Here is a 26807-nt window from a genome sequence, read left to right as displayed (position 1 = left end):
GCGGGGTCGTCAGTCGCCTACGGAAGAGAGTCCGAGACGCTGCAGGCGGTGCGGGTCGGCGAGGATGTCGATCCGGGCGATCTTCCCACCTGCGACGGTGAAGGCCATGACCGACATGGCCTTTCCCTCGGGTGCGGTCACGACTCCGGCGGCGCCGTTCACCAGGGCGAGCCGGGCGAACGGAGCGAAGCGCGAGAAGGTGAGGGCCTGCTCGCTGACGGCGCGGGCTCCGCGCACGAGAGAGGATCCGTCAGCGCCGCCGTCGGCCCGCAGGACGATGTCCGGGTCGAGCAGGGCGAGGAGGTCGTCGAACCGGCCGGCCCGCGAGGCGGCCATGAACGCCTCGACCACCTCGCGCTGCCGGGTCGGGTCGGTATCCGGAACGGGCCCCGACCCCTGGACACGGCGGCGCGCGCGGCTCGCGAGCTGACGGGACGCGGCGGGGGTGCGTCCGGCGATCGGGGCGATCTCGTCGAAGGACAGGGCAAACATGTCGTGCAACACGAATGCGAGCCGCTCGGCGGGTGTCAGCGTGTCGAGAACGACCAGCAGCGCGAGTCCGACCGAGTCGCCGAGCACCGCCTCGTGCTCGGGATCGGCCACGTCCAGCTCACTCACGCTCGGATCCGGCACATGGACGTCGAGTGGCTCCTCGCGGCGAGTCTTCCGTGACCGGAGCATGTCGAGGCATACCCGGGCGACGACCGTCGTCAGCCAACCACGCAGGTTCTCCACATCCGACGTATCGGCACGGCGGAGCCGGAGCCAGCCCTCCTGCACGGCGTCCTCCGCTTCGCTGATCGAGCCGAGCATCCGATAGGCGACCGCCGACAGGTGCGTCCGGTTCTCCTCGAAGCGATGCGCCAGAACTTCGTTGTCGGTCATCTGTCACATTCTGCCGTCGCGGTTCGTCATGTCAGTGAGAACGAAAATCAGCCGGTGTGACATCACATCACCCGAATACCTTTGGAGGCAGGCAATCATGAAAGCCCGGATGACCAACCCCGCGATGATCGTTCCCGACGCCATGAAGTCTCTGCTGGCGCTGGGAAAGGCTGCGTCGAACGCGGACGTGCCGCCGGTGACCCACGCTCTCGTCCATCTGCGGTCGAGCCAGATCAACGGCTGCAGCGTGTGCGTGGACATGCATTCGCGTGAGTTGGAGAAGGAAGGGGAGACCAACGAGCGGATCTTCGCGGTGGCGGCGTGGCGGGAGGCTCCATACTTCAGCGACGCCGAACGCGCGGCCCTGGCGCTGGCCGAGTCGATGACCCGGTTGAGTGATCGTCCGGATCCGGTGCCCGACGACGTGTGGAACGAGGCCGCCCGGCACTACGACGAGCAGGCGCTCGCGTCGCTGGTCCTGTCGATCGCCACCGTGAATCTGTGGAACCGGCTCAACGCCGCCACCCGGCAGGTCGCGGGCGGCCAGTGGTGACGAGGACACCGTAACGGGTGACGAGATGCGAATCGCAGGTCGGAGTAAGTATCCGACCTGCGATTCGCGGAGAAATCCTGGCAGTGCCCTCGGTGAGACTCGAACTCACACTGGACGGGTTTTGAATCCGTTTCCTCTGCCAATTGGGATACGAGGGCGTGTTGCGCTGTACCACTGTAGAAGATCGCCGTCGGGAGTCAACCACCGGTACCCTTCTAACGTTCGCTCCCCGTGCCGGGGTCGTCCGAGCAGAGGAGAATGGTGGCCATGAACGCTCCCCAGCAGCAAGGTGTGCCGTCGCAGCCGCGACGGGTCGTGGTGGCCGAGGACGAGGCGCTGATCAGGCTCGATCTGGTCGAGATGTTGCGGGAAGAGGGCTACGACGTGGTCGGTGAGGCGGGGGACGGGCAGGCCGCCGTCGACCTGGCGGTGGAGCTCAAACCCGACCTCGTGATCATGGACGTGAAGATGCCCCGTCGCGACGGCATCGATGCGGCCTCGGAGATCGCGGCGAAACGCATTGCGCCCGTGGTCATTCTCACAGCGTTCAGTCAGCGCGAGCTGGTGGAGCGGGCCCGCGACGCCGGGGCGATGGCCTATCTCGTCAAGCCGTTCTCCACAGCCGACCTGGTGCCCGCTGTCGAGTTGGCGGCCAGCCGGTTCAAGGAAGTGACCGCGCTCGAGCGGGAGATCTCCGATCTGTCCGAGCGTCTGGAGACCCGCAAGATCGTCGAGCGGGCCAAGGGCGTGTTGATGGAGAAGCAGTCCCTGACCGAGCCCGAAGCGTTCAAGTGGATCCAGCGGGCCGCGATGGACCGCCGGTCGACCATGAAGGCGGTCGCGCAGGTGGTACTCGAGACCCTCGGTGGGGAAGCTCCCACCAGCTGACCCGCGAGATCGGCTACAGCCGATGCGCTTTCGACGCGTCAGGCGCCGGTGGGGAAGTCCGCGGATCGGCTGACGTCGGCCCACCGGTGGGCCTCGGCGGCGCGTTCGCGGGACGACTTCTCGGCCATCTCGACGGCACCGGCCCCGAGCAGCAGGCGCAGCGGGGCGTCCTCGGCGGCAACCACATCCATGATGATCCGAGCGGCCCGGGCGGGGTCGCCGGGCTGGGTGCCGTCGGTGGTCTCCCGGTAGTGGTTCATCGCGCCGACCGTTGCCTCGTAGTCGGGGCCGACCGAGCTGCGTGTCATCGACGAACCCTGCCAGTCGGTGCGAAATGCGCCGGGTTCCACGATGAGCACCTTCACACCGAACGGCTCCACCTCCGCCGCCAGGACTTCGGAGAATCCCTCGACGGCGAACTTCGCTGCCTGATACGCGCTCAGCCCCGGCGTGCCACCGACGCGGCCTCCGACGGAGGAGAACTGCACGAGGCAGCCGCCGCGCTGTTCGCGCAGGATCGGCAGTGCCGCGCGGGTGACGTTGACGACGCCGAAGAAGTTGGCCTCGACCTGCTGGCGGAAGTCCTCGTCGTCCATTTCCTCGATCGGGACGCTGTTGGCGTAGCCGGCGTTGTTCACCACCACGTCGAGGCCCCCGAACTCGTCGACGGCGGTGGCGACCGCCGCCCGGGCGGCCGCGGCGTCGGTGACGTCCAGGGCGACCGCCCGAACCCGGTCGCCGTACGTGTCGACCAGGCCGATCAGCTGTTCGGGCTGCCGGGCGGTGGCTACCAGGTTGTCGCCGCTGCCGAGGATTGCTGTCGCGAGTTCCCTGCCGAAACCGCGTGAGGTTCCGGTGACGAGCCACGTCTTCGCCATGGTGTACTCCATCCGCTGGTTGCAACTGACTGGTTGGATGCTTACGAAATCCATGGAACACCCGCCGGGAGGAACTGTCAACCAACTATTTGGTTGATACTCTGGACGCATGGTGCGCGATGCAGAGGCAACGAAGAAGCGACTACTCGACGCGGCGGCGGCCGAGTTCGCCGAGTTCGGCATCGCCGGGGCGCGGGTCGACCGCATCGCCCTGGCCGCCAAGGCGAACAAGTCGATGATCTACGCGTACTTCGGCGACAAGGGGCAGCTGTTCGACGCGGTCTTCTCCGCCCACGTGGTGGCCTTCACCGAGCAGGTGCGGTTCGACGCCACCGACCTCCCTGGTTACGCGGGGCGCTCGTTCGACCTGTACGAGGACAACCCGGCGACGCTCCGGCTCGCCACCTGGTACCAGCTGGAGCGGCCCGACGGTGAGCCGCTCCAGGTGGTGGTCGCGTCCAACCGGTCGAAGCTCGCCGACATCGAGCGAGCGCAGAGAAGTGGTGTGCTGCCAACCCGATTCGAACCCGTGGAACTGCTCACCGTCGTCCGGTCCGTCGCGATGTCCTGGCACACGCAGACACCGGAACTCGGCGCCTCGGCCCCCGCGGACCGGGCCCGCCGGCGCCAGGTTGTCGTCGACTCCGTGCGCCTTCTCGTCGGCGGCTGAGGCTCGCCACGCTACGACCGCGTAAACACTCGTCGTATTCAGATCACAGTAAGGTCACGAGCCTTTCCGGACGGATCGCGAAAGCCGCCGGACCGCTAGCGTCTGATCCCACAGCGGACGCCAACTCGGGTGGCGCCCGCACTCAGGTGATCTAAGGAGAGTTTGGATGGCTAAACGGACCCTCGTGCGGGCGGCCGCGGTTCTCGGCGCGGCATCACTCGCACTGGCAGGTTGTAGTTCGGACAGTGGCGACGACTCCGCGAGCGGGAGTGACAGCTCTGCCTCGGCCACCACTGTTTCCACCGATTGCACGCCCGAAGAGGCGGCGGCAGCGGGTGCCCCGTCCACAGCGCCGCTGAAGATCGGCACTCTGCTTCCCGACACGGGAAGCCTCTCCTTCCTCGGACCGCCGATGGTGGCGGGCACCCAACTCGGTGTCAACGACGTCAATGCGGCCGGTGGAGTTCTCGGCCAGCCCGTTCAACTGATCCCCGGCGACTCGGGCGACACCACCACCGACACGGCGAACACCACCGTGGACCGGGAACTCGCCGCGGGCACCCAGGTGATCATCGGCGCGGCGTCGTCCTCGGTGTCGCTGAAGGTCATCGACAAGGTGTCCAGCGCCGGCGTCGTGATGTTCTCCCCGGCCAACACGTCCGACCAGTTCGTCTGCTACCCGGACAAGGGCCAGTACTTCCGCACCGCCCCCACCGACGTGTTGCAGGCTCAGGCTGTGTCGCAACTCATCTCGGACGACGGCGGCCAGCGCGTGTCCATCCTGGCCCTCAACGACCCGTACGGAACCGGGCTCGCCGACAACATCCAGAAGAACCTCGTCGACGCGGGCATCCCCGAGGACCAGATCCAGAAGATCATCTACGACCCCAACGCGCAGTCCTTCAACTCCGAGATCGACCAGGTGAAGGACTTCGCCCCCGACGCCGTCGCGGTGGTCGGATTCGAGGAGTCCGCGAAGATCATCACCCGCATGCATGAGGTCGGCATCGGCCCGTCCGACGGGATGAAGGTCTACGGCGTCGACGGCAACATGGGTAACGCTCTCGGCGAGTCGGTGGCCGCACCGTTGCTCGACGGCATGCAGGGCACCACGCCGCTCACGGACGTCGGCCCGGCCTTCCAGGATCGTCTCAAGGGCATCAACCCGGGACTGATCGACTTCAACTACGCCGGTGAATCCTACGACGCCGTAGTCGTTTCCGCGCTCGCCGCGGAAGCCGCGAAGTCGACGGCCGGTCGCGACATCGCCGCGAACATCAACGCCGTCACCGAAGGCGGAACCCCGTGTACGTCGTACCAGGAGTGCCTGCCGCTCGTGCAGGCCGGCACGGACGTCGACTACAACGGCATCACCGGCAAGCTCGACTTCACCGCCGCGGGCGAGCCGTCCATCGGTTCGTACGGCAAGCTGAAGTTCGGTGCCGACAACAAGCTGACGACGGACGGATACATCGTCGTCGGCGGGTGATCGCACTCCCCTGAAACGGACTGTGGGCCAGGGAAACCTGGCCCACAGTCGTATCCGGAACCACCGGACCTACTTCTTCTCCTGACTTCCCGCGAGGGTCCCCAGGTACAGCTCGATCACCTTCGGGTCGTGCATCAGGTTGGGTCCCGAGTCGGTGTAGGCGTTGCGGCCCTGGTCCAGGACGTAGCCGCGGTCGCAGATCTGCAGGCACCGGCGGGCGTTCTGCTCGACCATGATCACCGAGACTCCCGCCGCGTTGATCCGCTTGCAGCGAATGAACACCTCGTCCTGGAACATCGGGGACAGTCCGGCGGACGGCTCGTCGAGCAGCAGCACGGACGGTTCCATCATCAGCGCACGTCCCATCGCGACCATCTGCCGTTCACCGCCGGACAGGGCGCCCGCCTTCACCTTCTTCCGCTCGACGAGCAGCGGGAAGAGGTCGCCGACGAACGCGAATCGCTCCGCGAAGAGCTTGGGCCGCAGATACATCCCCATCTCGAGGTTCTCCTCGATGGTGAGCGACGGAAAGACGTTCTGCGTCTGCGGGACGTAGCCGACGCCCTTCTGCACGAGAACGTGGGCGGGTTTGGACGTGATGTCCTCGCCCCTCAGGGTCACCGATCCCTCACGCACCGGTATCAGCCCGAACAGCGACTTCAGGAGCGTGGACTTCCCGGCGCCGTTGGGACCGATGATGCCGACGATCTCACCCTCGCGCAGGAAGAAGTTGCATTCGCGGAGGATGTTGACGCCGGGGATGTAGCCGGCCACCACACCGTCCGCGCGGACGAGGGCACCCTCGGCGAGCCGGGCATGCTCCTCGGGTGTGGCCGCGAATTCCGCAGGGGTCAGTTCGGTCATGGGTTCTCACGCCTCAGCTCGGTGATGTCGGGTTCGGAGAGGTCGCCGCCGGTCTCGAGGGTTTCGGCCTCGGCGTTCTCGAGTGCCTCGGCCAGAACGGCCGTCGCGCCCACCGGGTTTCCCTCGTCGTCGAACTCGAGTGCCTGATCGTGGTGGCTGCCCAGGTAGGCGTCGACCACCGCGTTGTTGGACGAGAGGTGTCCCGGTGTGGACTCGGCGATCACGCTGCCCTGCGCCATCACCACCACCCAGTCGCTGATGTCGCGGATGACGTCCATGTCGTGTTCGACGAACACGACGGTCATGCCCTCGTCCCGAAGCGATTTGATGTGACCGAGCAGGCTCTGGGTGAGCGCCGGGTTCACGCCGGCCATCGGCTCGTCGAGCATCACCACGGTCGGCTCCGTCATCAGCGCCCGCGCCATCTCGAGCAGCTTGCGCTGACCGCCGGACAGCGAGCCGGCGAGGTCGTCGGACTTGGTGTCGAGCTTGAACCGCGCGAGCAGTTCGTTGGCCCGTTCGGTGACGGCCCGTTCCTGCGCCTTCCACGTCCACGGCAGAAGCGTGTTGAAGATCCGCTCGCCGCGTTGCCCGGTGGCGCCCAGCCGCACGTTGTCGAGCACCGTCAGCTTCGACAACGCCTTGGTGAGCTGGAACGTGCGGACGACGCCGCGGCGGGCCACCTGGTGCGGATACATCCGGCCCAGCGAATGGCCATCCATCGACCACGTGCCGCTGTCCGGCCGGTCGAAACCGGTGAGCAGGTTGAACAGGGTGGTCTTACCTGCGCCGTTCGGACCGATCAGTCCGGTGATGCAGCCGCGCTGAATCTCCAGATGCGCCACGTCGACGGCCTTGAGCCCGCCGAACGTACGGGACACGTTGTCGACCACGAGGATCGGGTCGGGTTTCGGTGCGCCGGGGGAGTGCGGGACGTCGGCGAAGATCGAGGCCCGTTCCTCGGCGGTGAGCACGGTGGCGGTCTGCAGATGATCCGGCAGTCTGTGGTCAGGCATTGAGCTGCACCTCCCGCTTGTTGCCCAGTATGCCCTGCGGCCGGAAGACCATCAGCACCGCGATCATGATGCCGAGCAGGACGAACCGCATGGCCCCGACCTGCTGTTCCGTCAGCGGCAGCAGCGGATCCGGCCCGGAGATGGCCTGCCGCAACAGGGCGTCCGGGATGGCCAGCAGGAACCAGAACAGCATCGCGCCGACCACCGGTCCGAAGACCGTCGCCGCGCCACCGAGGATGAGGGCGCCGAACGCGAAGAACGTCTGCGCGGTGGAGTAGAAGTCGGGGTTGATCGACTTGGTCTGCAGCGCGTTGAACACGCCGCCGAGCCCGCCGATCATGCCGCCGAGGACCAGCGCCTGCATCTTGTAGACGAAGACGTTCTTGCCGAGTGCGCGAGCGGCGTCCTCGTCCTCGCGGACGGCCTTGAGGACACGGCCCCACGGACTGTGCGTCAGGAGGAACACGAACCCGCACAGCACCAGGACGAGAGTCCATCCGACGACCATCGACCAGAGGTCGTCGCCGTAGAACTTCACGCCGAGGAAGTTGTACTGCTTACCCGAGTCGAACGGGCTGAGCGTGGTGAACGGGTCGGCGAAACCGAACAGGCCGTTGGTGGATCCGGTGATCGAATCCGAAGCGGTGGACCGGAAGATCAGCCGCAGGATCTCGGACGCGGCGATCGTGACGATGGCGAGGTAGTCGGCCCGCAACCGCAGCGTCGGGATACCGAGGACGACGGCCAGCAACCCGGCCGCGGCGAGACCGACGAGGATGCCGACCCACAGCGGCTGCTGGTAGGTGACGGTCATGATCCCGACGCCGTAGCCGCCGAGGAGGGCGAACCCGATCTGACCGAAGTTCAGCAGTCCGGCGTAGCCGAAGTGCAGGTTGAGGCCGATCGCCAGCAGCGCGTAGAAGATCGCCGACGGGCCGATCAGCTGGGCGAGCGAGACCTGGAGTGCTCCTGCGATGTCCATGCCCTCACCCGATCCTTTGCCGGCTGCCGAGAATGCCCTGGGGCCGGACGACCAGGATGACGATCAAGATGAGCAGTCCTCCGATGTACTTGAGGTCGGGGTTGATCACCAGCGTCGACAGCTGGACGAGCAGACCGACGATCACACAGCCGAGCAGCGCGCCGTAGGCGGTGCCGAGTCCGCCGAGCGTGATACCGGCGAACATCAGCAGCAGGAGCTTGAAGCCCATCTCCCACTGCACGCGGCCGCCGAGTTCGGAGATGCCGAACAGGACGCCGCCGAGCGCGGCGAGACCGCCGCCGAGACCCCACACGAAGCGGATCACCCGTTCGACGTCGATGCCGGACGACGCGGCCAGGTCACGGTTGTCGGACACGGCGCGCATGGCCTTGCCGATGCGCGTCTTCTGCAGCAGCAGGGCCACTCCGACGAGAACGACGAGACTGATGCCGATGCTCACGAGGTTGGCGTCGGTGATCGCGATCGGACCCCAGTGCCTCTCCACCTGTGCCTGGTAGTCGACGAACGGCTCCGCGCGATCGGAGAAGAAGATCAGGATCAGGTAGCGCAGGGAAATCGCGAGTCCGATCGACACCACCAGCTGCGCTATCAGGCCGGTCTTGCGTCGTCGCAGCGGTTTCCAGATCCCGGCATTGTTCAGCAGTCCGATCAGGATTCCCACGAAGACCGCGAGGATCGTGGCCGGGATCAGCTGCACACCGAACGTCACGTTGATCACCCACGCCGCGACCGCACCGAGGGTGACGAGTTCGCCGTGCGCGAAGTTCGTCAGGCCGGTGGTGCCGTAGATCAGGCTCAGCCCGACACCGGCGATGGCGATCACGAGACCGAACCGGAGCCCGTCGATGGTCTGGCGAATCAGCTTCTCGTAGAACGGGACCGCGGAACCGGTGCGGGCCTCGCCGAACGAGAAGATCACCGTGTTGGTGCGACCGGCCACCACCTCCCGCTGCACCGTGGCCTGCACGCTGACGTCGTCGGGAAGCGAGTCCGCCACGATCTCGAACGTGTACGTGCCGGGCGCGACCTGGAGTTCCCAGCGGCCGTTCGACTCCGACGTCGCCTTCGCCACCTCGTTGCCCGACGAATCGAGAGCGCGCACCTCGACGTCCGCGAGCCGTTCGCCCGCGTTGTTCAGATTGCCGCTGACCCGCACCGCGTTCTCCGGGGGCGCCGGTTGCCCGCTCGTCGCGGGCGGTGGGGGCGGTGGGGTGGGTTCCTGCGCCGCCGCGGGACCGCCGAATGCGATCGCCGCGACGAGGCCGAGCAGGACGAGGACGAACGCACGGCCGAGCTGCCGGGTGACCGACCCTCGTCTCGTGCGTTTCCTCGCGGATTTCGGTCGCGTCCTCACTGCTGGGAGTCGCTTCCTCACGGTTGGGGCCACGCAGGTCCTCCGGGGACGTGTAGATCGGTCAGGAACGTGCTGCGACGGACTCGACTACCGCCCGTGCCGCAATTTCCGGACTCTAACGGCTCCGGTCGCGCGAAATGGGGTTCTCGGATTTCCGGCACGTTTCGGTTGGGTATCGAACCATCCGGCTGATCGGTGTCGGATCGGCTCCCTAGACTGGGCAACCGTGAGCCCTGCAACCACCCCCCGGTCCACCACGTCCCCCGCGTCCGGCGCAGCCGCGTCGTCCGACGATCGCCCCACACTGATGCTGCTCGACGGCCACTCGCTGGCCTTCCGTGCGTTCTACGCCCTGCCCGCCGAGAACTTCAAGACGCACAGCGGTCAGGTCACCAACGCCGTCTACGGGTTCACATCGATGTTGATCAACCTGCTGCGCGACGAACAGCCGAGCCACGTGGCGGCGGCGTTCGACGTGTCCAGGCAGACGTTCCGGGCGGAGAAGTTCCCCGAGTACAAGGCGAATCGCAGCACGGCTCCGGACGAGTTCAAGGGGCAGGTCGAGATCACCAAGGACGTCCTCGGGGCTCTCGGCATCCCGGTGATGGCCGAGGCAGGCTTCGAGGCCGACGACATCATCGCCACGCTCACCACCCAGGCCGAGGCGCTCGGGTACCGCGTCCTCGTGGTGACCGGCGACCGGGACTCGCTCCAGCTGGTCACCGACGGGGTGACGGTGCTGTACCCGAAGAAGGGCGTCTCGGACCTCACCCGGTTCACGCCCGCGGCCGTCGAGGAGAAGTACGGGCTCACACCTGCGCAGTACCCCGACTTCGCGGCACTGCGCGGCGACCCGAGCGACAACCTGCCGGGCATCCCGGGTGTGGGGGAGAAGACCGCCACCAAGTGGATCAAGGAGTACGGCGATCTCGTCGGCCTGGTCGACAACGTCGACAAGGTCCGCGGCAAGGTGGGTGACGCGCTGCGGGAGAACCTGCCGAACGTCCTGCTCAACCGGGAACTCACCGAGATGGTGCGCGACGTCCCGCTGCCGTACACCCCGGACCAGCTGATGCTCGCGCAGTGGGATCGGGAGAAGATTCACGCGCTGTTCGACGACCTCGAGTTCAAGGTGCTGCGCGACCGGCTGTTCGCCACGTTGGCGCCGGTCGAAGCGGAGGCCGAGGAGGGTTTCGAGGTGCGCGGGAGCGCGCTCGATCCCGGGGCCGTCGCGGACTGGTTGTCGGCGCACGCGTCGACGGGCGAGCGATCCGGCGTGTCGGTGGTCGGCACCCGCACCCCGTACGGCGGTGACGTGACGGCGATCGCCATCGCCGCCGCAGACGGTGAGGGCGCCTACATCGCCACCGCGTCCGCCACCCCGGAGGACGAGAAGGCGCTCGGCACCTGGCTCGCGGACGCGGATCAGCCGAAGGCCCTGCACGAGGCCAAGTGGGCGATGCACGCCCTGCGCGGACGCGGCTGGGTGCTCGGTGGTCTCACCAGCGACACCGCGCTGGCGGCCTACCTGGTGCGCCCCGGGCAGCGGACGTTCAACCTCGACGACCTGTCGCTGCGGTACCTGCGCAGGGAGCTGCGGGTGGAGGAGACCGGCCAGGAGCAGCTGTCGCTGCTCGACGACGCCGACCAGGTCGACGCGGAAGCCGCCGAGACCGAAATTCTCAGCGCCCGCGCCGTCCTCGACCTCGCGGCCGCGCTCGACACCGAACTCGCGAACATCGAATCCACGGCGCTGCTGTCCGAGATGGAGTTGCCGCTGCTGGAGGTGCTGGCCGTCATCGAGGCGTCCGGCATCGCCGTCGACGGTGACCACCTGCACGACCTGCAGAGCCGGTTCGCGGCCGAGGTCTCCGCGGCGGCGGAGGCGGCCTACGGGGTCATCGGCAAGCAGATCAACCTCGGGTCGCCCAAACAGCTGCAGGTCGTGCTGTTCGACGAGCTGGAGATGCCCAAGACGAAGAAGACGAAGACCGGATACACCACGGACGCCGAGGCGTTGCAGAACCTGTTCGAGAAGACGTCGCACCCGTTCCTCGAGCACCTGCTCGCGCACCGCGACGCGACGCGGCTGAAGGTGACCGTCGACGGGCTGCTGAAGACGGTCGCCGAGGACGGGCGCATCCACACGACGTTCAACCAGACCGTCGCGGCCACCGGCCGGCTGTCGTCGACCGAGCCCAACCTCCAGAACATCCCGGTGCGCACCGACGCCGGCCGGCAGATCAGGGACGGTTTCGTCGTCGGCGAGGGCTACGACTCGCTGCTCACGGCCGACTACAGCCAGATCGAGATGCGGATCATGGCACACGTGTCCGGTGACGAGGGGTTGATCGAGGCGTTCAACACCGGGGAAGACCTGCACAGCTTCGTCGGCGCGCGTGCGTTCGGCGTGCCGATCGAGGAGGTCACGCCGGAGCTGCGCCGCCGTGTGAAGGCGATGTCCTATGGGCTGGCGTACGGGCTGAGCGCGTTCGGTCTGGCCGCCCAGCTCAAGATCTCGACCGAAGAGGCCAAATCGCAGATGGAGGCGTACTTCGCGCGGTTCGGCGGGGTGCGCGACTACCTGCACGAGGTCGTGGAACAGGCCCGCAAGGACGGCTACACGTCGACGCTGTACGGGCGTCGCCGCTACCTGCCCGACCTCACCAGCGACAACCGCCAGCGTCGGGAGGTCGCCGAGCGCGCCGCGCTCAACGCCCCCATCCAGGGCACGGCCGCCGACATCATCAAGGTCGCGATGATCAACGTGCAGCGCTCACTGCGCGAGGCGGGCCTGAAATCGCGGATGCTGCTGCAGGTCCACGACGAACTCGTGCTCGAGGTCGTCGATTCGGAACGGGAACAGGTCGAACAGCTGGTCCGCGACAAGATGTCCTCGGCCATCGAGCTGTCGGTGCCGCTCGACGTGTCCGTCGGCACCGGGCGCAGTTGGGACGCCGCCGCACACTAGGCGGCGGCGGTCCTCCGCCCTATTCGGCCGGCGCCTGCTCGGCGATCTGCTTGCGCACCTCGTCCATGTCGAGGGCCTTGACCTGCGTGAGAAGATCCTCGAGCGCCGCGGGCGGCAGCGCGCCGGGCTGGCTGAACACCAGCACACCCTCACGGAACGCCATGATGGTCGGGATCGACCGGATGTTCGCGGCGGCGGCGATGCCCTGTTCCGCTTCGGTGTCGACCTTGGCGTGTACGACGTCGGGGTGCTGCTCCGACGAGGCCTCGAAGGTGGGGGCGAAGGAGCGGCACGGTCCGCACCACGATGCCCAGAAGTCGACCAGAACGACATCGTTGCCGGTCACGGTCTCGTCGAAGTTCTGCTGAGTCAGAGTCTTGGTGGCCACGAGGGTCCTTTCTTTCGGTGACTGCTTTGCGTGTGCAACGCCGCGTCGCCGTCGATTCTTCCCTGCGGCGTCGTCAGCCGGTGCGCTCCGTGTCCCGGAACGTGCGGCGGTAGGCCTGCGGGGTGGTGTGGCGCAGCCGCAGGAAATGCTGCCGCAGGACGGCTCCGCCGCCGAAACCGACCCGTTCGGCGATCACGTCGACCGAGAGATCCGAGTTCTCCAACAGATGCTGCGCGGCCAGCACCCGCTGATCGCTGAGCCAGCGGGCCGGGGTGGTCCCGGTCTCGGCCTGGAACCTTCGCGCGAACGTGCGGGGAGACATGTTGGCCTTGGCCGCCACCGCGGTCACCGACAGGTCGAGGGCGAGGTGCTCGGTCATCCAGTCGAGCAACGGCCCGAGGGTGTCGATCGTCGTCGACGGCAGCGGCATCGCCACGTACTGCGCCTGACCGCCGTCCCGGTGCGGCGGGACCACCATGCGCCGCGCGATCCCGTTGGCCACCCGGCTGCCCTGTTCCTTGCGCACGATGTGCAGGCACAGGTCGATGCCCGCGGCGGTGCCCGCGCTGGTCAGGACGGGATCGTCGTCGACGTACAGGACGTTCGGGTCGACCGTGGCGGCCGGGTGGAGGTCGGCGAGCCGCTGGGCGTGCCGCCAGTGGGTGGTGCAGGTGCGTCCGTCCAGCAGCCCGGCCGCGCCGAGCACGAAGGCGCCGCTGCAGAGGCTGGCGACCTTGGCGCCCCGGTCCACCGCGGCCCGCAGTTTGTCGAGGAGGGGGTCCATGCACGGGTCGGGGTCCTTCGCGCAGACGAAGGTGCCGTCCGCCTCGGCGTAGGTTCCGCCCGCGGGAACGACGATGAGGTCGGCGTCGTCGAGCCGGTCGAGGTCGTACGGGACGTCGATGCCGTATCCGAAGCGGGTGCGGATGGGTTCCGGTGAGCCGGCGACGAGCGAGAAGTCGTACGTGGGGAGTCCGTCGTCGGATCGGTCGAAACCGAACACCTCGCAGGCGACACCGAGCTCGAACGCTTCGGTGAGCGGCATGAGCGGTACGACGACTTTTTTCAGCACCGTCCCAGTGTGGCAGAAATCCGGTCAACAATGTCGTTTCTGCCACTTTTTCTCGGAGGTCGATGCTACGAGGCTGAAGACATGACAATCCTGGTCGTGGTACTCCTCGTGTTCCTGGCGCTCGACGCGCTGGCGCTCGCCGGCCGCACGCCCGACACGCACAACGAAGTCATCCAGCACGGGGACTTCCGGTTTTGAAAGGGAATCTGGCGGTCCAGTATGCGGGCGCGGCGCTCGCCTGGGGCGCGAGTTTCCTCTTCATCAAGGTCGGCCTCGAGGGCCTGTCCTTCACGCAGGTCGTGCTGTGGCGACTCGTGTTCGGGGCGGTGACCCTCGGTGCCGTCCTCGGACTCACCCGGACACGGTTGCCGCGCGAAGCGGCGACGTGGGCGCACCTGTCGGTCCTGGCGGTCGCCCAGTGTGTGGTGCCGTGGTTGCTGTTCAGCTGGGCAGAGCAGAGCATCAGTTCGGGCCTGGCCAGCATCTACAACGCGACCACGCCCCTCATGACGATGTCGGTGGCCCTGGCGTTCCTGCCTGGGGAGAAGCTCACGGACGCAAAGCTGTTCGGCCTCCTGCTCGGATTCACGGGGGTGGTCGTGGTGCTGGCGCCGTGGCAGGCGGGGATCATCGGCAGTGTCCCCGCCCAGCTCGCGTGCCTCGGCGCCACCGCGTCGTACGGCGTGGCACTGGTCTACCTGAGGCGGTTCATCCTTCCGCGGGGCGTCGGCACGCCCACCATCGCGTTCATGCAGGTGTCGATCGCCGCAGCCGCCATGGTCCTCGCCGCCCCATGGGTCGCGAGCACGCCGATGCACCTGACTCCCGCGATCGTCGCGTCGATGATCGGGCTCGGGGCGTTCGGCACCGGGCTGGCGTTCGTGTGGAACACGAACGTGGTGCGCGGCTGGGGGCCCACCGCGGCCTCCACCGTCACCTACCTGACACCGGTGGTCGGCGTCGTGCTCGGTGCGGTCGCACTCGACGAGCACATCTCGTGGAACCAGCCCGTCGGGGCACTCGCGGTGATCGCGGGAATCGTCGTCACCCAACGGTCTTCGCGCACGGCAGCCGAGACGGTCGCCGCGGACGCGCCGTGATCATGGTGGTGCCGTGACGACCCACTCGCGTTTGGCGTCCCCGTCCCACCGGCGCACCACCGACGCCCGGCCGATGATGTCGCCGCCGTCGAGGAGCCGCGCGGCCTCTGCGATCTGATCGGCAGGCAATCGCCGTGCGAGAGTCACGTGCGGCGTCCACTCGCCCGGGCGGATGTGCGGCGTGATCTCCGTGGCGTGCGCCGCGAGATCGAACACGCTGCGGTGCAGGGACAGCAGCGCCTTCGACGGCACCACCAACCGGGACAGCGTGACGTGCCTGCCGCCGAACATCACGAGCCCGCCCAGCCGGATGTGGAACGAGGGCGTCGCGATCCGGCGGCCCAGCAGTTCGTCGATCTCGGGTGGGATGTGGCGTGCCACGAACAGGGTGATGTGGGGCCGATTCGATTCGGCGCGAACGCGAGTGCGGCTGGGCATCCCGGCATCCCACAGGCGTTGCCACTCCGCGCGCACGGCAACGTCGGTCGCTTCGTCGAACAGCAGTTCCACCGACTGGACCATGGTAGGCAATGATGGCCTCATGAGCGGTGCTACGGCAAACATTTCCGATACCCGGATCGGGGTGCTCCTCGGCGACGGCATCGGTCACGAGATCGTCCCGGCAACCCAGCGGGTGGTCTCGGCCGCGGTGACCGCGGCAGGAGGCGGCGACGTCGACTGGGTGGAACTGCCCCTCGGCCTGGGCGCCATCGAGTCGCACGGAACGCCGATCCCCGAGTCCACGCTCTCCGCGCTGGACGAACTCGACGCCTGGATCCTGGGCCCGCACGACAGCGCCGCCTACCCGGAACCGTTCCGCGGCCGGCTGACCCCCGGCGGGGTGGTGCGCAAGAGATTCGACCTCTTCGCGAACATCCGCCCCGCGCGCTCGCTCGAGGGCGTCGCGTCGACGGTCCCGGACATGGACCTGGTGATCGTCCGGGAGAACACCGAAGGCTTGTACGCGGATCGGAACATGTTCGCCGGCAGCGGCGAGTTCATGCCCACTCCGGACGTGGCGCTGGCGGTCGGCGTCGTGACGAGGAAAGCGTGTGAGCGCATCGCGCACACCGCATTCGCGCTGGCGCGCACCCGCGGCCGGCACGTCACGATCGTGCACAAGGCCAACGTGCTGTCGATGACGACCGGGCTGTTCCGCGACGTCTGCCGGGAGGTGGGGGAGCGCGACTACCCGGACGTGCGGATCGACGACGAGCATGTCGACGCCATGACCGCGCACCTCGTCCGCAGGGGACGCGACTTCGACGTCGTGGTGACGGAGAACATGTTCGGCGACATCCTGTCGGACCTGACCGGTGAGCTGTCCGGCTCGCTCGGCACGGCCCCGTCGATCAACAGTTCCGAGACCAAGGTGATGGCGCAGGCGGCGCACGGAGCCGCCCCCGACATCGCGGGCCACAACCGGGCCAACCCCACGGCGCTGATGCTGTCGGCCGCGATGATGCTGGAGTGGCTCGGGGACCGTCGCAAGGACCGGCATCTGGGCGGCGCGGCCCACCGGATCCGCGACGCGGTCCGTGTGACGATCGCATCGGGAGTCGCCACGGCTGACCTGGGTGGACTCGCGTCGACCGGTGAATTCACCGAGACGGTCCTCGCCCGCACACTCCGTCGCTGAAACCGCCGCCACGGGCCGGGACAGGCCGTTAATGTTCGGTAACGACGTCCGCAGATGCGGGTGCCGTAACCTACCGTTCGACTATTCGGAGTTCGCGAGTTCTCCGTCGCCGTAGCTCGCTCGGTGTACCACGATTTCCTTGGAGGACATGCCAGTGTCTGGTCGATCCGTCTTCGCGCGAGGCCGAGTGGCCCGCACCATCTGTGCACTGGCGGGCGGCAGTGCTCTGCTGCTCGCCGGATGCGCCAGCAACACCGAGGGCGGTGGTACGCCTTCCGGAGAAGAGACCGTCGCCGTGGAAGTCGACAAGGTGGATGCCATCGCGGCGACACTGCCCGAGAAGATCGCCTCGTCCGGCAAGATCATCGTCGGTGTCAATATTCCCTACTCGCCCAACGAGTTCAAGGATCCGAGCGGCAAGATCGTCGGCTTCGACGTCGACCTCGTGGACGCCGTGAGCAAGGTGCTCGGCGTGACACCGGAGTACACCGAGGCGGACTTCGACAAGATCATCCCGTCGATCCAGGCCGGCAGCTACGACATGGGTATGTCGTCGTTCACCGACACCAAGGAACGCGAGCAGTCGGTCGACTTCACCACCTACTTCAGCGCCGGAGTGCAGTGGGCGCAGCCCGCCGGCAAGTCCGTCGACCCCACCAACGCGTGCGGCCTGCGGGTCGGCGTGCAGACCACCACCATCGAGGATCTCGAGGAGGTGCCCGCCAAGAGCGCGGCGTGCGTCGCAGCCGGGAAGCCGCCCATCGAGATCGTGAAGTTCGACAGCCAGGACGACGCGGCCAACGCCGTCGCCCTCGGCAAGGTCGACGCGATGTCCGCCGACTCGCCCGTCACCGCGTACGCGATCAAGCAGAGCGACGGCAAGATCGAGGCCGCGGGCGAGGTCTTCGACGCCGCGCCGTACGGCTGGCCCGTCGCGAAGGGGTCGCCGCTCGCACAGACCCTCCAGCAGGCCCTGCAGCATCTCATCGACGACGGCACCTACCGGACGATCGCGGAGAACTGGGGTGTCGAGGCGGGCGTCATCACCACGTCCCAGATCAACGGCGCCACGAGCTGAGCGGTTGACGAGTGTCTGACGTGGAGAAGGCCCCGGACCGGTCCGGCACCGAGACGGGGCAGGAACCGGAACCGATCAAGGCGATCCCGCTGCGGCGGCCCGGCCGCTGGATCGCCGCGATCGTCGTCGGCCTGCTGCTGGCGTTGTTCGTCAACGGTGCGCGCACCAACGAGGCGTACCGCTGGGACGTCTACGCCCGCTATCTGTTCGATGCACGGATCTCGGCCGCGGCGTGGAACACCATCCAGCTGACGATCCTGTCGATGGCGATCGCCATCATCCTGGGTGTCGTCCTCGCCGTCATGCGGCTGTCGCCGAACCCGGTGCTGAAGGCGGCGTCGTGGGGGTATCTGTGGATCTTCCGCGGGACCCCGGTCTATGTGCAGTTGGTGTTCTGGGGACTGTTCCCGTCCATCTACAAGCAGCTGGATCTGGGCATCCCGTTCGTCCACCAGTTCGTGCACATCGACCTGCAGGGAATCAACGCGGCGTTCCTGTTCGCGGTGATCGGGCTGGGACTCAACGAGGCCGCGTACATGGCCGAGATCGTCCGGGCCGGCGTGAACTCGGTGGCCGAGGGGCAGACCGAGGCGTCGGTGGCGCTCGGCATGACCTGGTCGCAAACCATGCGCCGCACGGTCCTGCCCCAGGCCATGCGGGTGATCATCCCGCCCACGGGCAACGAGCTGATCAGCATGCTGAAGACGACATCGCTGGTCACCGCGGTGCCGTACAGCCTGGAGTTGTACGGACGTGCCAGAGACATCTCGGGCGCGAACTTCCAGCCCATCCCGCTGCTGATGGTGGCCGCCACCTGGTACCTCGCCATCACCAGCCTGCTCATGATCGGCCAGTTCTACCTGGAGCGGTACTACTCGAAGGGTGCGTCCCGCAAGCTCACCCCGCGGCAACTGCAGGCGCTCGCCGACGCGCAGGGCAAGCCGCTCGTGATCGAACCCGGGCCGGAGACCTTGCCCGACACACCCGGAGGGGAACGACGATGACGCCGATGGTCAAGGCGGACCGGGTGTGCAAGAACTTCGGGGCGCTGAAGGTACTCAAGGGTGTGTCGCTGGAGATCGACGCCGGCCAGGTCCTGTGCCTGGTCGGGCCCTCGGGCTCGGGGAAGTCGACGTTCCTGCGATGCATCAACCACCTCGAGCAGGTCAACGCCGGGCGGCTGTACGTCGACGGCGAGATCGTCGGGTACTCCGAGCGGGGCGGCAAGCTCTACGAACTCCATCCCAGGGCGGCCGCGAAGCAGCGCCGCGACATCGGGATGGTGTTCCAGCACTTCAACCTGTTCCCGCACCGGACGGCACTCGAGAACATCATCGAGGCGCCCATCCAGGTGAAGAGGCTGAGCAAGAAGAAGGCGCTCGAGCGAGGGCGTGATCTCCTCGAGCAGGTGGGACTGAGCGAGAAGGCGGACGCATACCCGGCGCAGCTGTCGGGTGGTCAGCAGCAGCGCGTCGCTATTGCCCGCGCGCTGGCGATGGACCCCAAGCTGATGCTGTTCGACGAGCCGACGTCCGCCCTCGACCCGGAGCTGGTCGGGGAGGTGCTGACCGTGATGAAGGATCTCGCGGCCGGCGGCATGACGATGGTCGTCGTCACGCACGAGATGGGTTTCGCGCGCGAGGTGGCCGACCAGCTCGTGTTCATGGACGCCGGCGTCGTCGTGGAATCGGGCAATCCCCGCGAGCTGCTCGCCAATCCGCAGCACGACCGCACCAAGTTGTTCTTGTCGAAGCTGCTGTAGTGGCCTCCGGCCCCGTGAGTACTTCTCAACCGCGGGCGGTTAAGAAGTACTCACGGGTTTGCGGCAGCTGAAGATGGCGGTGCCGGGGAAGATTTGTCCCCGCAGCGGGCTCCACTGCCCCCATTCCCGGTCGAGCCACTCGGGCCACTCCGGCTCGATGATGTCGCGCACCTCCAGTCCGGCCGCCACGATCTCGCGCACCCGGTCGCCGATGGTCCGGTGGTGCTCGACGTAGGTGGGGACGCCGTCGCCGTCGACCTCCACGTAGGGCGTGCGGTCGAAGTAGGGAAGCGACGCAGTGAGTCCACGGGGGCCCGGATCGTCCGGGAAGATCCAGCGGATCGGATGGTTGACGGCGAAGACCCACAGCCCACCCGGGCGAAGAACCCGGGCCACCTCGCTCATCACCTGCTGTGAGTCCGCCACGAACGGAACTGCTCCAAAAGCCGAACACACGATGTCGAAGCTCGCGTCGGCGAAGGGGAGGTGCTCGGCTCCCGCATGAACGAGCGGCACGGTCGTGCCGCCGGCCCGCATGGCCTCGACCCCGCGGGTCAGCATCGACATGGACAGGTCGAGCCCGACTGCCCGGGCGCCCCGGCCGGCGAGCCACCGCGCGCAGGGAGCGGAACCGCAGCCCACCTCGAGGACGTCCTTGCCCGCCACGTCACCGAGAAGGTGGTAGTCGCCCTCGTGGAGTCCCTCCGGACACCAGACGAACTCACCCTCGGACGAGTCCACGCCGAGGAACTCGCCGTGGGTGCGGTGGTAGTCGTCCGCATCGGCGTCCCACCAGGCACGGCTCGCGCGTTCGCTGGACTCGGAATCGACGCGGACGCGGCTCACCCCGGACGTTCCGAGGACGCTGTTGGCGGTGCCGTGACGGTCGTCTTCGGGCGAGAGGGGAGAATCGGACGGGCGAGGATCGGGCATGGGCAACAGAGTAGAGCGTGGGAACGTGCCCGGGTTTGCCCAGCTTGCCCACGGGCGCGTAGCCTATTGCACGCGAGTGTCTCTGTGTGCGGCATCGGATTCGGTTCAGTTCGAGTTTGTTCGGTTCCAGTCGGGTGTCGTTCACTGCGCTTGCGGTGATCTGATTCGGCGGAATGATTCGTCGGTTCAGGTTGCTTGTCCGACAGAACACCATCAACCGACCACAACCCGTCCGGAGCAACTCAACACATGCCCTCCACCACCGTGACCTCGCCGCAGGTAGCCGTCAACGACATCGGCTCCGCCGAGGACTTCCTCGCCGCCATCGACGCAACGATCAAGTACTTCAACGATGGCGACATCGTCGAAGGCACCATCGTCAAGGTCGATCGTGACGAGGTCCTGCTCGACATCGGTTACAAGACCGAAGGCGTCATCCCTTCCCGTGAGCTCTCCATCAAGCACGACGTCGACCCCAACGAGGTCGTCTCCGTGGGCGATGAGGTCGAAGCTCTCGTCCTCACCAAGGAGGACAAGGAAGGCCGACTGATCCTGTCGAAGAAGCGCGCTCAGTACGAGCGTGCCTGGGGCACCATCGAGGAGCTCAAGGAGAAGGACGAGGCCGTCAAGGGCACCGTCATCGAGGTCGTCAAGGGCGGCCTGATCCTCGACATCGGTCTGCGTGGCTTCCTCCCCGCTTCGCTCGTCGAGATGCGCCGTGTCCGCGATCTGCAGCCGTACGTCGGCAAGGAGATCGAGGCCAAGATCATCGAGCTCGACAAGAACCGCAACAACGTCGTCCTCTCGCGCCGTGCGTGGCTCGAGCAGACGCAGTCCGAGGTTCGCAGCGAGTTCCTGCACCAGCTGCAGAAGGGCCAGGTCCGCAAGGGCGTCGTGTCCTCCATCGTCAACTTCGGTGCCTTCGTGGACCTGGGCGGCGTCGACGGCCTGGTGCACGTTTCCGAGCTGTCCTGGAAGCACATCGACCACCCGTCCGAGGTTGTCGAGGTCGGCACCGAGGTCACCGTCGAGGTTCTCGACGTCGACCTGGACCGCGAGCGCGTCTCCCTGTCGCTCAAGGCGACGCAGGAAGACCCGTGGCGTCAGTTCGCCCGCACGCACGCCATCGGCCAGATCGTGCCCGGCAAGGTCACGAAGCTGGTTCCGTTCGGTGCCTTCGTGCGCGTCGAAGAGGGAATCGAAGGCCTCGTCCACATCTCCGAGCTGGCCGAGCGCCACGTGGAGGTCCCGGACCAGGTTGTCGGCGTCAACGACGATGCACTCGTCAAGGTCATCGACATCGACCTCGAGCGTCGTCGCATCTCGCTGTCGCTGAAGCAGGCCAACGAGGACTACAACGCCGAGTTCGATCCGTCCAAGTACGGCATGGCGGACAGCTACGACGAGCAGGGCAACTACATCTTCCCCGAGGGCTTCGATCCCGAGACCAACGAATGGCTCGAGGGCTTCGACAAGCAGCGTGAAGAGTGGGAGAACCGCTACGCCGAGGCTGAGCGTCGCCACAAGATGCACACCGCTCAGATGGAGAAGACCGCTGCAGACGAGGCCGCCGAGGCTGCCACCGCTGCTGCCGGCTACTCCTCCGAGTCGGGTGCCGGCGACGCCGACGCCGCTTCGGCCGCCAGCACCTCGTCGTCCGAGTCTGCCGGCGGATCGCTGGCCAGCGACGCACAGCTCGCCGCTCTGCGCGAGAAGCTGTCGGGCAACGCCTAGCAAGTCCGCCTGACGCGTCAGGCAAAGCCGAAGACCCCGCTCCTGCACCGCAGGGGCGGGGTCTCGTCGTTGCCGGACATCCGAACATGACTGTGGCCCAACCTCTCCGGAGGTTGGGCCACAGTGGTGTGTCGGGTGAGGAGGGTGCTCAGTTCGCGGTGGCGGGAATCCAGTAGCCGGACGACGACTGCACCTCGGCACGCTTGCGCATCGTTGCGAAACTGTGCCTGCCCTGGCCGATGAGTGCGGTGAGCCAGGTCCGGCGATGCTCGGCGAGTGCGGACGCCACCTCGGGGATCTCGATGCAATGCACCCCGCCCGCGATGCCGAGGCGGTGCCGACCGAACTGGTTGCGGTGATCGCGCATGGCGTTCCTCTTCTTCGAGAAGGTGCAGGTCGGGTGCGTTCGGTCGAACATAACCGACCATGTCGGAGATCTGTGGTATTTGGGGCAGGTGAGTCTGCAGAGAGGGAAGAGGGTGGAGATCGGCGAGGGACGTGCGTACTCGGTCCGCGGCGGGTGCAACACTGGGAGGCGTGTTGAGAATCGGCCTCACTGGAGGCATAGGAGCCGGTAAGTCCACCGTGTCGAAGGTCCTCGCCGAACTCGGGGCCGTCATCGTCGACGCCGATCTGATTGCGAGGGAAGTTGTCGAACCCGGAACACCCGGCCTCGCTGCCCTCGTCGACCGGTTCGGTGAGGAGATCCTGACGGAGGACGGCGCACTCGACCGGCCCGCCCTGGCAGCGCGTGCCTTTGCCGACGACGAATCACGGCTGGCGCTGAATTCGATCGTCCACCCGCTCGTCGGGGCGCGCACCACCGAGACGATCGAATCGGCGCCAAAAGACGCGATCCTCGTTCAGGACATTCCACTGCTGGTCGAGGGCGGAATGGGCGCCGCGTTCCACCTGGTCGTCGTCGTATTCGTCGATGCCGAGGAGCGGGTGCGGCGGCTCGTCGGATCGCGGGGGATGCCCGAGAACGATGCGCGGGCGCGGATCGCAGCTCAGGCGGACGACGATCAGCGGCGGGCGGCGGCCGACGTCTGGCTCGACAACAGCGGCGCCCCGGGCGCGCTCGAGCCGGAGATCCGGGCACTGTGGTCGGAGCGACTCGTGCCCTTCGAGTCCCACATCCGCACACGGTCCGTCGTCCGTGTCCGGCCCGAACTCGCCCCGCCGAATCCGCAGTGGCCCGCGCAGGCGGATCGGTTGATCGCTCGATTGACACTGGTGTGCGGTGACCGCGCCGTCCGGATCGACCACATCGGGTCGACGGCCGTCGAAGGATTGCCCGCCAAGGACGTCATCGACGTCCAGGTGACCGTCGCGAACCTCGAGACGGCCGACGACCTCGCAGAATCTCTCGCCGACGCCGGTTTCCCTCGCATCGAGCACATCACCGCCGACGACCCGAAGCCCTCGTACCAGGGCGGAGAGACGGACCCGGCGCTGTGGGGCAAGCGGATCCACGGCGGCGCGGATCCGGGACGGCCCGTCAACATCCACATTCGTGTCGACGGATGGCCCGGACAGCAGTTCGCGCTCGTGTTCCGCGACTGGCTCCGCGCCGACGCCGACGCCCGGACCGAGTACCTCGCGGTCAAGGAAGGTGCGGCGGAGAAGGCGGCCGGTCACACGGACTACCGGGACGCGATCACCGCCTATGTGGACGCGAAGTCCCCGTGGTTCGACCGCGCCTATCACCGGGCGTGGGAATGGGCCGAGCGGACCGGCTGGAGCGCGTAGGTCACCGCCAGTCGATCGGCATTCCGATCGAGGCCAGCCAGCGGCCGAGGTCGTGGCCGTGCGCGGCGATGCCGTCGATCGCCGTGGTGGCGGTGAGGATCGCCTGCTCGACCGTCGCGGTGTCGAGCAGGCCGGTGCTGTGCGCCTCGATCAGCTCGTCGACGTCGAGGAGTTCGGTGTCGCGGCCGGTGCGGACGACCAGATCCAGGTAGTGGTCCTCCGACTTCCACACGTCGTCACCGCGGATGAAGGTGCCGATGTCGACATAGTGGTCCTGATCGCGCTGGTGGTAGGGGTGGTAGTGGAAGACCGACGCGCGCAGACCGAGGTCGGGGAGCAGCCACGACTCCAGGTAGTGGAACTGCCGGTGGTCGGAGGTGCGCGCCATGTACAGCCCCCACGGTTCGACCCGGTAGTGATCGACGTGGCGGACGAAACCCTTGGGGTCGGTGTTGGTGTGATCTCTCAGGTCGAAGTATTCGACCTTCGGTGGGTGGATGTCGTGACTCGCGCCTGCCATGGTGGGGAACCTACCGGGTTTTTCAGCTGACCGAGATCGTCGGGGAGTTTGTCGGTACCTGCGCCTACCCTGGTTGCATGGCGTTTGCATCCGAGCACCCCGTCGTGGCACATTCCGAGTTCCGTCCCATCGGGGACATCGAACGGTCGGAAGCGCGGTTCGAGGTCGTCAGCGACCACAAGCCGGCCGGCGACCAGCCCACCGCGATCGCCGATCTGGAACGCCGCATCAACGCCGGCGAGAAGGACGTGGTCCTGCTCGGCGCCACCGGTACGGGTAAGTCCGCGACCACGGCGTGGCTGATCGAGAAGGTGCAGCGGCCCACCCTGGTGATGGCGCCCAACAAGACGCTCGCCGCACAGTTGGCCAACGAGCTGCGCGACATGCTGCCCAACAACTCGGTGGAGTACTTCGTCTCGTACTACGACTACTACCAGCCCGAGGCGTACATCGCGCAGACCGACACCTACATCGAGAAGGACTCGTCGATCAACGACGACGTCGAGCGACTGCGCCACTCCGCGACGTCGAGCCTGCTCTCGCGACGGGACGTGGTCGTGGTGGCGTCCGTGTCGTGCATCTACGGCCTCGGCACCCCGCAGTCGTACCTCGACCGGTCGGTGCAGCTCGAGGTCGGTGTGGAGGTTCCGCGCGACGCTCTGCTGCGGCTGCTGGTCGACGTGCAGTACACCCGCAACGATCTGGCGTTCACCCGTGGCTCCTTCCGGGTGCGCGGCGACACCGTCGAGATCATTCCCTCGTACGAGGAGCTGGCGGTCCGGATCGAGTTCTTCGGTGACGAGATCGAAGCGCTGTACTACCTGCACCCCCTCACCGGGGACGTGGTGCGGAAGGTCGACTCGGTGCGCATCTTCCCGGCCACGCACTACGTCGCGGGTCCCGAGCGGATGGAACGCGCCGTCAAGGACATCGAAGCCGAACTCGAGGAACGGCTCGCCGACCTCGAGAACAAGGGCAAGCTGCTCGAGGCGCAGCGTCTCCGGATGCGCACCCAGTACGACCTCGAGATGATCAAGCAGGTCGGGTTCTGTTCCGGCATCGAGAACTACTCGCGTCACATCGACGGTCGCGGGCCGGGCACGGCGCCCGCGACGCTCATCGACTACTTCCCGGAGGACTTCCTGCTCGTCATCGACGAGTCCCACGTGACGGTCCCGCAGATCGGCGCGATGTACGAGGGCGACATGTCGCGCAAGCGGAACCTCGTCGAGTTCGGGTTCCGGTTGCCGTCCGCCACCGACAACCGCCCGCTGACGTGGGAGGAGTTCACCCAGCGCATCGGGCAGACGGTGTATCTGTCGGCCACGCCCGGCAAGTACGAGCTGGGGCAGGCCGGCGGGGAGTTCGTCGAGCAGGTCATCCGCCCCACCGGTCTCGTCGACCCCCAGGTCGTCGTCAAACCGACCAAGGGGCAGATCGACGACCTCGTGCACGAGATCCGCGAACGCGCGGACCGGGACGAGCGCGTCCTCGTCACCACGTTGACGAAGAAGATGGCGGAAGACCTCACCGACTATCTCCTCGAGCTCGGTATCCGGGTGCGGTACCTGCACTCGGACATCGACACCCTGCGCCGGGTCGAGCTGCTCCGGCAGCTCCGGCTGGGGGAGTACGACGTTCTGGTGGGTATCAACCTGCTGCGTGAGGGCCTCGACCTTCCCGAGGTGTCGTTGGTTGCCATCCTCGACGCCGACAAGGAGGGGTTCCTGCGGAGTTCGACCAGCCTCATCCAGACGATCGGCCGTGCGGCTCGTAACGTCTCCGGCCAGGTCCACATGTACGCCGACAAGATCACCGACTCGATGCAGCACGCGATCGAGGAGACCGAGCGTCGGCGGGAGAAGCAGATCGCCTACAACGAGAAGATGGGCGTCGATCCGCAGCCGCTGCGGAAGAAGATCGCAGACATCCTCGACCAAGTCTACGAGGAAGCCGAGGACACGGCCAGCGGAGTCGACGTCGGCGGTTCCGGACGCAACGCCACCCGCGGGCGCCGCGCGCAGGGCGAGGCCGGGCGCTCGGTCAGCGCCGGGGTGTACGAGGGACGCGACACGAAGTCGATGCCCAGGGCGGAGTTGGCGGACCTGGTCAAGGAATTGACCGATCAGATGATGAACGCCGCCCGTGATCTGCAGTTCGAACTCGCCGGACGACTGCGCGACGAGATCGCCGACCTGAAGAAGGAACTGCGCGGCATGGACGCTGCGGGCCTGAAATAGCGACGGCGCCGAGGCAGT

At 67.1% G+C, this 26807-nt stretch carries 25 protein-coding genes and 1 tRNA gene; 13 read left to right on the top strand and 13 right to left on the bottom strand.

Going from position 1 to position 26807, the window contains the following annotated elements:
* Positions 1–9: 9 nt before the first annotated feature.
* A complete protein-coding gene (locus QM806_RS03260; RefSeq protein WP_133984419.1) occupies positions 10–885 on the bottom strand; it encodes a sigma-70 family RNA polymerase sigma factor in 876 nt (291 codons plus the stop codon).
* Positions 886–982: 97 nt separating this feature from the next.
* Here QM806_RS03260 and QM806_RS03255 point away from each other — a divergent pair, with 97 nt between their 5' ends.
* Positions 983–1438, top strand: a complete 456-nt coding sequence (locus QM806_RS03255; protein ID WP_005260372.1) for a carboxymuconolactone decarboxylase family protein — start codon at positions 983–985, stop codon at positions 1436–1438.
* Between the two features lie 84 nt (positions 1439–1522).
* Here QM806_RS03255 and QM806_RS03250 read toward each other — a convergent pair.
* Positions 1523–1596 (bottom strand) — tRNA-Leu (locus QM806_RS03250).
* A 100-nt stretch (positions 1597–1696) separates the two neighbouring features.
* Here QM806_RS03250 and QM806_RS03245 point away from each other — a divergent pair.
* Positions 1697–2326, top strand: coding sequence for an ANTAR domain-containing response regulator (locus QM806_RS03245; RefSeq protein ID WP_005260374.1), 630 nt, complete (start codon positions 1697–1699; stop codon positions 2324–2326).
* Positions 2327–2364: 38 nt separating this feature from the next.
* Here the strand turns inward: QM806_RS03245 and QM806_RS03240 are convergent, their stop codons facing one another.
* The gene (locus tag QM806_RS03240; protein WP_169694866.1) at positions 2365–3204 is read right to left on the bottom strand and encodes an oxidoreductase; all 840 of its coding nucleotides are present in this window, start codon (positions 3202–3204) and stop codon (positions 2365–2367) included.
* A 109-nt stretch (positions 3205–3313) separates the two neighbouring features.
* Here QM806_RS03240 and QM806_RS03235 point away from each other — a divergent pair, with 109 nt between their 5' ends.
* Both QM806_RS03235 and QM806_RS03230 read left to right on the top strand, forming a co-directional pair.
* On the top strand, positions 3314–3874 hold the full coding sequence (locus QM806_RS03235) for a TetR/AcrR family transcriptional regulator (protein ID WP_005260378.1): 561 nt from the start codon (positions 3314–3316) through the stop codon (positions 3872–3874).
* A gap of 166 nt (positions 3875–4040) precedes the next feature.
* Positions 4041–5363: an ABC transporter substrate-binding protein gene (locus QM806_RS03230; RefSeq protein ID WP_007295814.1), complete on the top strand. Its 1323-nt coding sequence runs from the start codon at positions 4041–4043 to the stop codon at positions 5361–5363.
* A 69-nt stretch (positions 5364–5432) separates the two neighbouring features.
* On the opposite strand, the gene QM806_RS03225 is transcribed toward QM806_RS03230, so the two are convergent.
* Genes QM806_RS03225 through QM806_RS03210 form a run of 4 tightly spaced genes read right to left on the bottom strand, consistent with a single transcriptional unit; the run spans position 5433 to position 9600 of the window.
* On the bottom strand, positions 5433–6227 hold the full coding sequence (locus tag QM806_RS03225) for an ABC transporter ATP-binding protein (protein WP_005247455.1): 795 nt from the start codon (positions 6225–6227) through the stop codon (positions 5433–5435).
* Positions 6224–7243: an ABC transporter ATP-binding protein gene (locus QM806_RS03220; RefSeq protein ID WP_005565487.1), complete on the bottom strand. Its 1020-nt coding sequence runs from the start codon at positions 7241–7243 to the stop codon at positions 6224–6226. Before QM806_RS03220 ends, QM806_RS03225 begins: the two co-directional genes overlap by 4 nt.
* A complete protein-coding gene (locus tag QM806_RS03215) occupies positions 7236–8225 on the bottom strand; it encodes a branched-chain amino acid ABC transporter permease (RefSeq protein WP_005247450.1) in 990 nt (329 codons plus the stop codon). The genes QM806_RS03220 and QM806_RS03215 overlap by 8 nt, the downstream gene beginning before the upstream one ends.
* A 4-nt stretch (positions 8226–8229) precedes the next feature.
* The gene (locus tag QM806_RS03210; protein WP_005565485.1) at positions 8230–9600 is read right to left on the bottom strand and encodes a branched-chain amino acid ABC transporter permease; all 1371 of its coding nucleotides are present in this window, start codon (positions 9598–9600) and stop codon (positions 8230–8232) included.
* A 226-nt stretch (positions 9601–9826) separates the two neighbouring features.
* On the opposite strand from QM806_RS03210, the gene polA reads away from it, so the two are divergent.
* Positions 9827–12571, top strand: a complete 2745-nt coding sequence (gene polA, locus QM806_RS03205; protein ID WP_039950442.1) for a DNA polymerase I — start codon at positions 9827–9829, stop codon at positions 12569–12571.
* Between the two features lie 19 nt (positions 12572–12590).
* On the opposite strand, the gene trxA is transcribed toward polA, so the two are convergent.
* Together trxA and QM806_RS03195 are read right to left on the bottom strand one after the other, a co-directional pair.
* A complete protein-coding gene (gene trxA / locus QM806_RS03200; RefSeq protein WP_005260388.1) occupies positions 12591–12959 on the bottom strand; it encodes a thioredoxin in 369 nt (122 codons plus the stop codon).
* A 73-nt stretch (positions 12960–13032) separates the two neighbouring features.
* A complete protein-coding gene (locus QM806_RS03195; RefSeq protein ID WP_037204891.1) occupies positions 13033–14031 on the bottom strand; it encodes a helix-turn-helix domain-containing protein in 999 nt (332 codons plus the stop codon).
* A gap of 194 nt (positions 14032–14225) precedes the next feature.
* Here QM806_RS03195 and QM806_RS03190 point away from each other — a divergent pair, with 194 nt between their 5' ends.
* Entirely contained in the window at positions 14226–15131 is a 906-nt protein-coding gene (locus QM806_RS03190; protein ID WP_005571117.1) for a DMT family transporter, read from the top strand.
* On the opposite strand, the gene QM806_RS03185 is transcribed toward QM806_RS03190, so the two are convergent.
* The gene (locus tag QM806_RS03185) at positions 15132–15653 is read right to left on the bottom strand and encodes a 2'-5' RNA ligase family protein (RefSeq protein ID WP_005571116.1); all 522 of its coding nucleotides are present in this window, start codon (positions 15651–15653) and stop codon (positions 15132–15134) included.
* A 19-nt stretch (positions 15654–15672) separates the two neighbouring features.
* Here QM806_RS03185 and QM806_RS03180 point away from each other — a divergent pair, with 19 nt between their 5' ends.
* From QM806_RS03180 to QM806_RS03165, 4 genes are all read left to right on the top strand, one after another.
* Complete coding sequence (locus QM806_RS03180; protein WP_043792300.1) at positions 15673–16770, top strand: isocitrate/isopropylmalate dehydrogenase family protein; 1098 nt, start codon at positions 15673–15675, stop codon at positions 16768–16770.
* 148 nt (positions 16771–16918) lie between these two features.
* Complete coding sequence (locus tag QM806_RS03175) at positions 16919–17848, top strand: ABC transporter substrate-binding protein (protein ID WP_050787246.1); 930 nt, start codon at positions 16919–16921, stop codon at positions 17846–17848.
* 20 nt (positions 17849–17868) lie between these two features.
* On the top strand, positions 17869–18852 hold the full coding sequence (locus QM806_RS03170) for an amino acid ABC transporter permease (protein ID WP_005571114.1): 984 nt from the start codon (positions 17869–17871) through the stop codon (positions 18850–18852).
* Positions 18849–19610: an amino acid ABC transporter ATP-binding protein gene (locus QM806_RS03165; protein WP_005247428.1), complete on the top strand. Its 762-nt coding sequence runs from the start codon at positions 18849–18851 to the stop codon at positions 19608–19610. The genes QM806_RS03170 and QM806_RS03165 overlap by 4 nt, the downstream gene beginning before the upstream one ends.
* Before the next feature lie 39 nt (positions 19611–19649).
* On the opposite strand, the gene QM806_RS03160 is transcribed toward QM806_RS03165, so the two are convergent.
* Positions 19650–20543: a class I SAM-dependent methyltransferase gene (locus tag QM806_RS03160; protein WP_005571113.1), complete on the bottom strand. Its 894-nt coding sequence runs from the start codon at positions 20541–20543 to the stop codon at positions 19650–19652.
* Positions 20544–20792: 249 nt separating this feature from the next.
* Here QM806_RS03160 and rpsA point away from each other — a divergent pair, with 249 nt between their 5' ends.
* Entirely contained in the window at positions 20793–22277 is a 1485-nt protein-coding gene (gene rpsA / locus QM806_RS03155) for a 30S ribosomal protein S1 (protein WP_005260398.1), read from the top strand.
* Positions 22278–22425: 148 nt separating this feature from the next.
* Here rpsA and QM806_RS03150 read toward each other — a convergent pair whose 3' ends face one another.
* Positions 22426–22644: a hypothetical protein gene (locus QM806_RS03150; RefSeq protein WP_005260399.1), complete on the bottom strand. Its 219-nt coding sequence runs from the start codon at positions 22642–22644 to the stop codon at positions 22426–22428.
* A 170-nt stretch (positions 22645–22814) separates the two neighbouring features.
* On the opposite strand from QM806_RS03150, the gene coaE reads away from it, so the two are divergent.
* A complete protein-coding gene (gene coaE, locus QM806_RS03145; RefSeq protein WP_182625070.1) occupies positions 22815–24029 on the top strand; it encodes a dephospho-CoA kinase in 1215 nt (404 codons plus the stop codon).
* Between the two features lies 1 nt (position 24030).
* Here the strand turns inward: coaE and QM806_RS03140 are convergent, their stop codons facing one another.
* Positions 24031–24549, bottom strand: a complete 519-nt coding sequence (locus QM806_RS03140) for a ribonuclease FAU-1 family protein (protein ID WP_005571099.1) — start codon at positions 24547–24549, stop codon at positions 24031–24033.
* A 77-nt stretch (positions 24550–24626) separates the two neighbouring features.
* Here QM806_RS03140 and uvrB point away from each other — a divergent pair, with 77 nt between their 5' ends.
* The gene (gene uvrB, locus QM806_RS03135) at positions 24627–26789 is read left to right on the top strand and encodes an excinuclease ABC subunit UvrB (RefSeq protein ID WP_005260403.1); all 2163 of its coding nucleotides are present in this window, start codon (positions 24627–24629) and stop codon (positions 26787–26789) included.
* Positions 26790–26807: the final 18 nt, after the last annotated feature.

Origin of the sequence: Rhodococcus sp. IEGM 1351 (assembly GCF_030056875.1) — a bacterium.
GTDB lineage: Bacteria > Actinomycetota > Actinomycetes > Mycobacteriales > Mycobacteriaceae > Rhodococcus_F > Rhodococcus_F opacus.
Note: the sequence above shows the minus strand (reverse complement) of the source record. Positions and strands in the feature narration are given on the sequence as shown.

Bases quoted from the DNA above. Each gene is read 5' to 3' on its own strand.
- QM806_RS03180 (WP_043792300.1), top strand. From the start codon at position 15,673: ATGAGCGGTGCTACGGCAAACATTTCCGATACCCGGATCGGGGTGCTC.
- QM806_RS03260 (WP_133984419.1), bottom strand. From the start codon at position 885: ATGACCGACAACGAAGTTCTGGCGCATCGCTTCGAGGAGAACCGGACG.
- QM806_RS03160 (WP_005571113.1), bottom strand. From the start codon at position 20,543: ATGCCCGATCCTCGCCCGTCCGATTCTCCCCTCTCGCCCGAAGACGAC.
- QM806_RS03240 (WP_169694866.1), bottom strand. From the start codon at position 3,204: ATGGCGAAGACGTGGCTCGTCACCGGAACCTCACGCGGTTTCGGCAGG.
- QM806_RS03230 (WP_007295814.1), top strand. From the start codon at position 4,041: ATGGCTAAACGGACCCTCGTGCGGGCGGCCGCGGTTCTCGGCGCGGCA.
- QM806_RS03165 (WP_005247428.1), top strand. From the start codon at position 18,849: ATGACGCCGATGGTCAAGGCGGACCGGGTGTGCAAGAACTTCGGGGCG.
- QM806_RS03245 (WP_005260374.1), top strand. From the start codon at position 1,697: ATGGTGGCCATGAACGCTCCCCAGCAGCAAGGTGTGCCGTCGCAGCCG.
- QM806_RS03150 (WP_005260399.1), bottom strand. From the start codon at position 22,644: ATGCGCGATCACCGCAACCAGTTCGGTCGGCACCGCCTCGGCATCGCG.
- QM806_RS03185 (WP_005571116.1), bottom strand. From the start codon at position 15,653: ATGGTCCAGTCGGTGGAACTGCTGTTCGACGAAGCGACCGACGTTGCC.
- QM806_RS03140 (WP_005571099.1), bottom strand. From the start codon at position 24,549: ATGGCAGGCGCGAGTCACGACATCCACCCACCGAAGGTCGAATACTTC.
- QM806_RS03255 (WP_005260372.1), top strand. From the start codon at position 983: ATGAAAGCCCGGATGACCAACCCCGCGATGATCGTTCCCGACGCCATG.
- QM806_RS03235 (WP_005260378.1), top strand. From the start codon at position 3,314: ATGGTGCGCGATGCAGAGGCAACGAAGAAGCGACTACTCGACGCGGCG.
- QM806_RS03220 (WP_005565487.1), bottom strand. From the start codon at position 7,243: ATGCCTGACCACAGACTGCCGGATCATCTGCAGACCGCCACCGTGCTC.
- QM806_RS03175 (WP_050787246.1), top strand. From the start codon at position 16,919: ATGCCAGTGTCTGGTCGATCCGTCTTCGCGCGAGGCCGAGTGGCCCGC.
- rpsA (WP_005260398.1), top strand. From the start codon at position 20,793: ATGCCCTCCACCACCGTGACCTCGCCGCAGGTAGCCGTCAACGACATC.
- QM806_RS03215 (WP_005247450.1), bottom strand. From the start codon at position 8,225: ATGGACATCGCAGGAGCACTCCAGGTCTCGCTCGCCCAGCTGATCGGC.
- uvrB (WP_005260403.1), top strand. From the start codon at position 24,627: ATGGCGTTTGCATCCGAGCACCCCGTCGTGGCACATTCCGAGTTCCGT.
- QM806_RS03225 (WP_005247455.1), bottom strand. From the start codon at position 6,227: ATGACCGAACTGACCCCTGCGGAATTCGCGGCCACACCCGAGGAGCAT.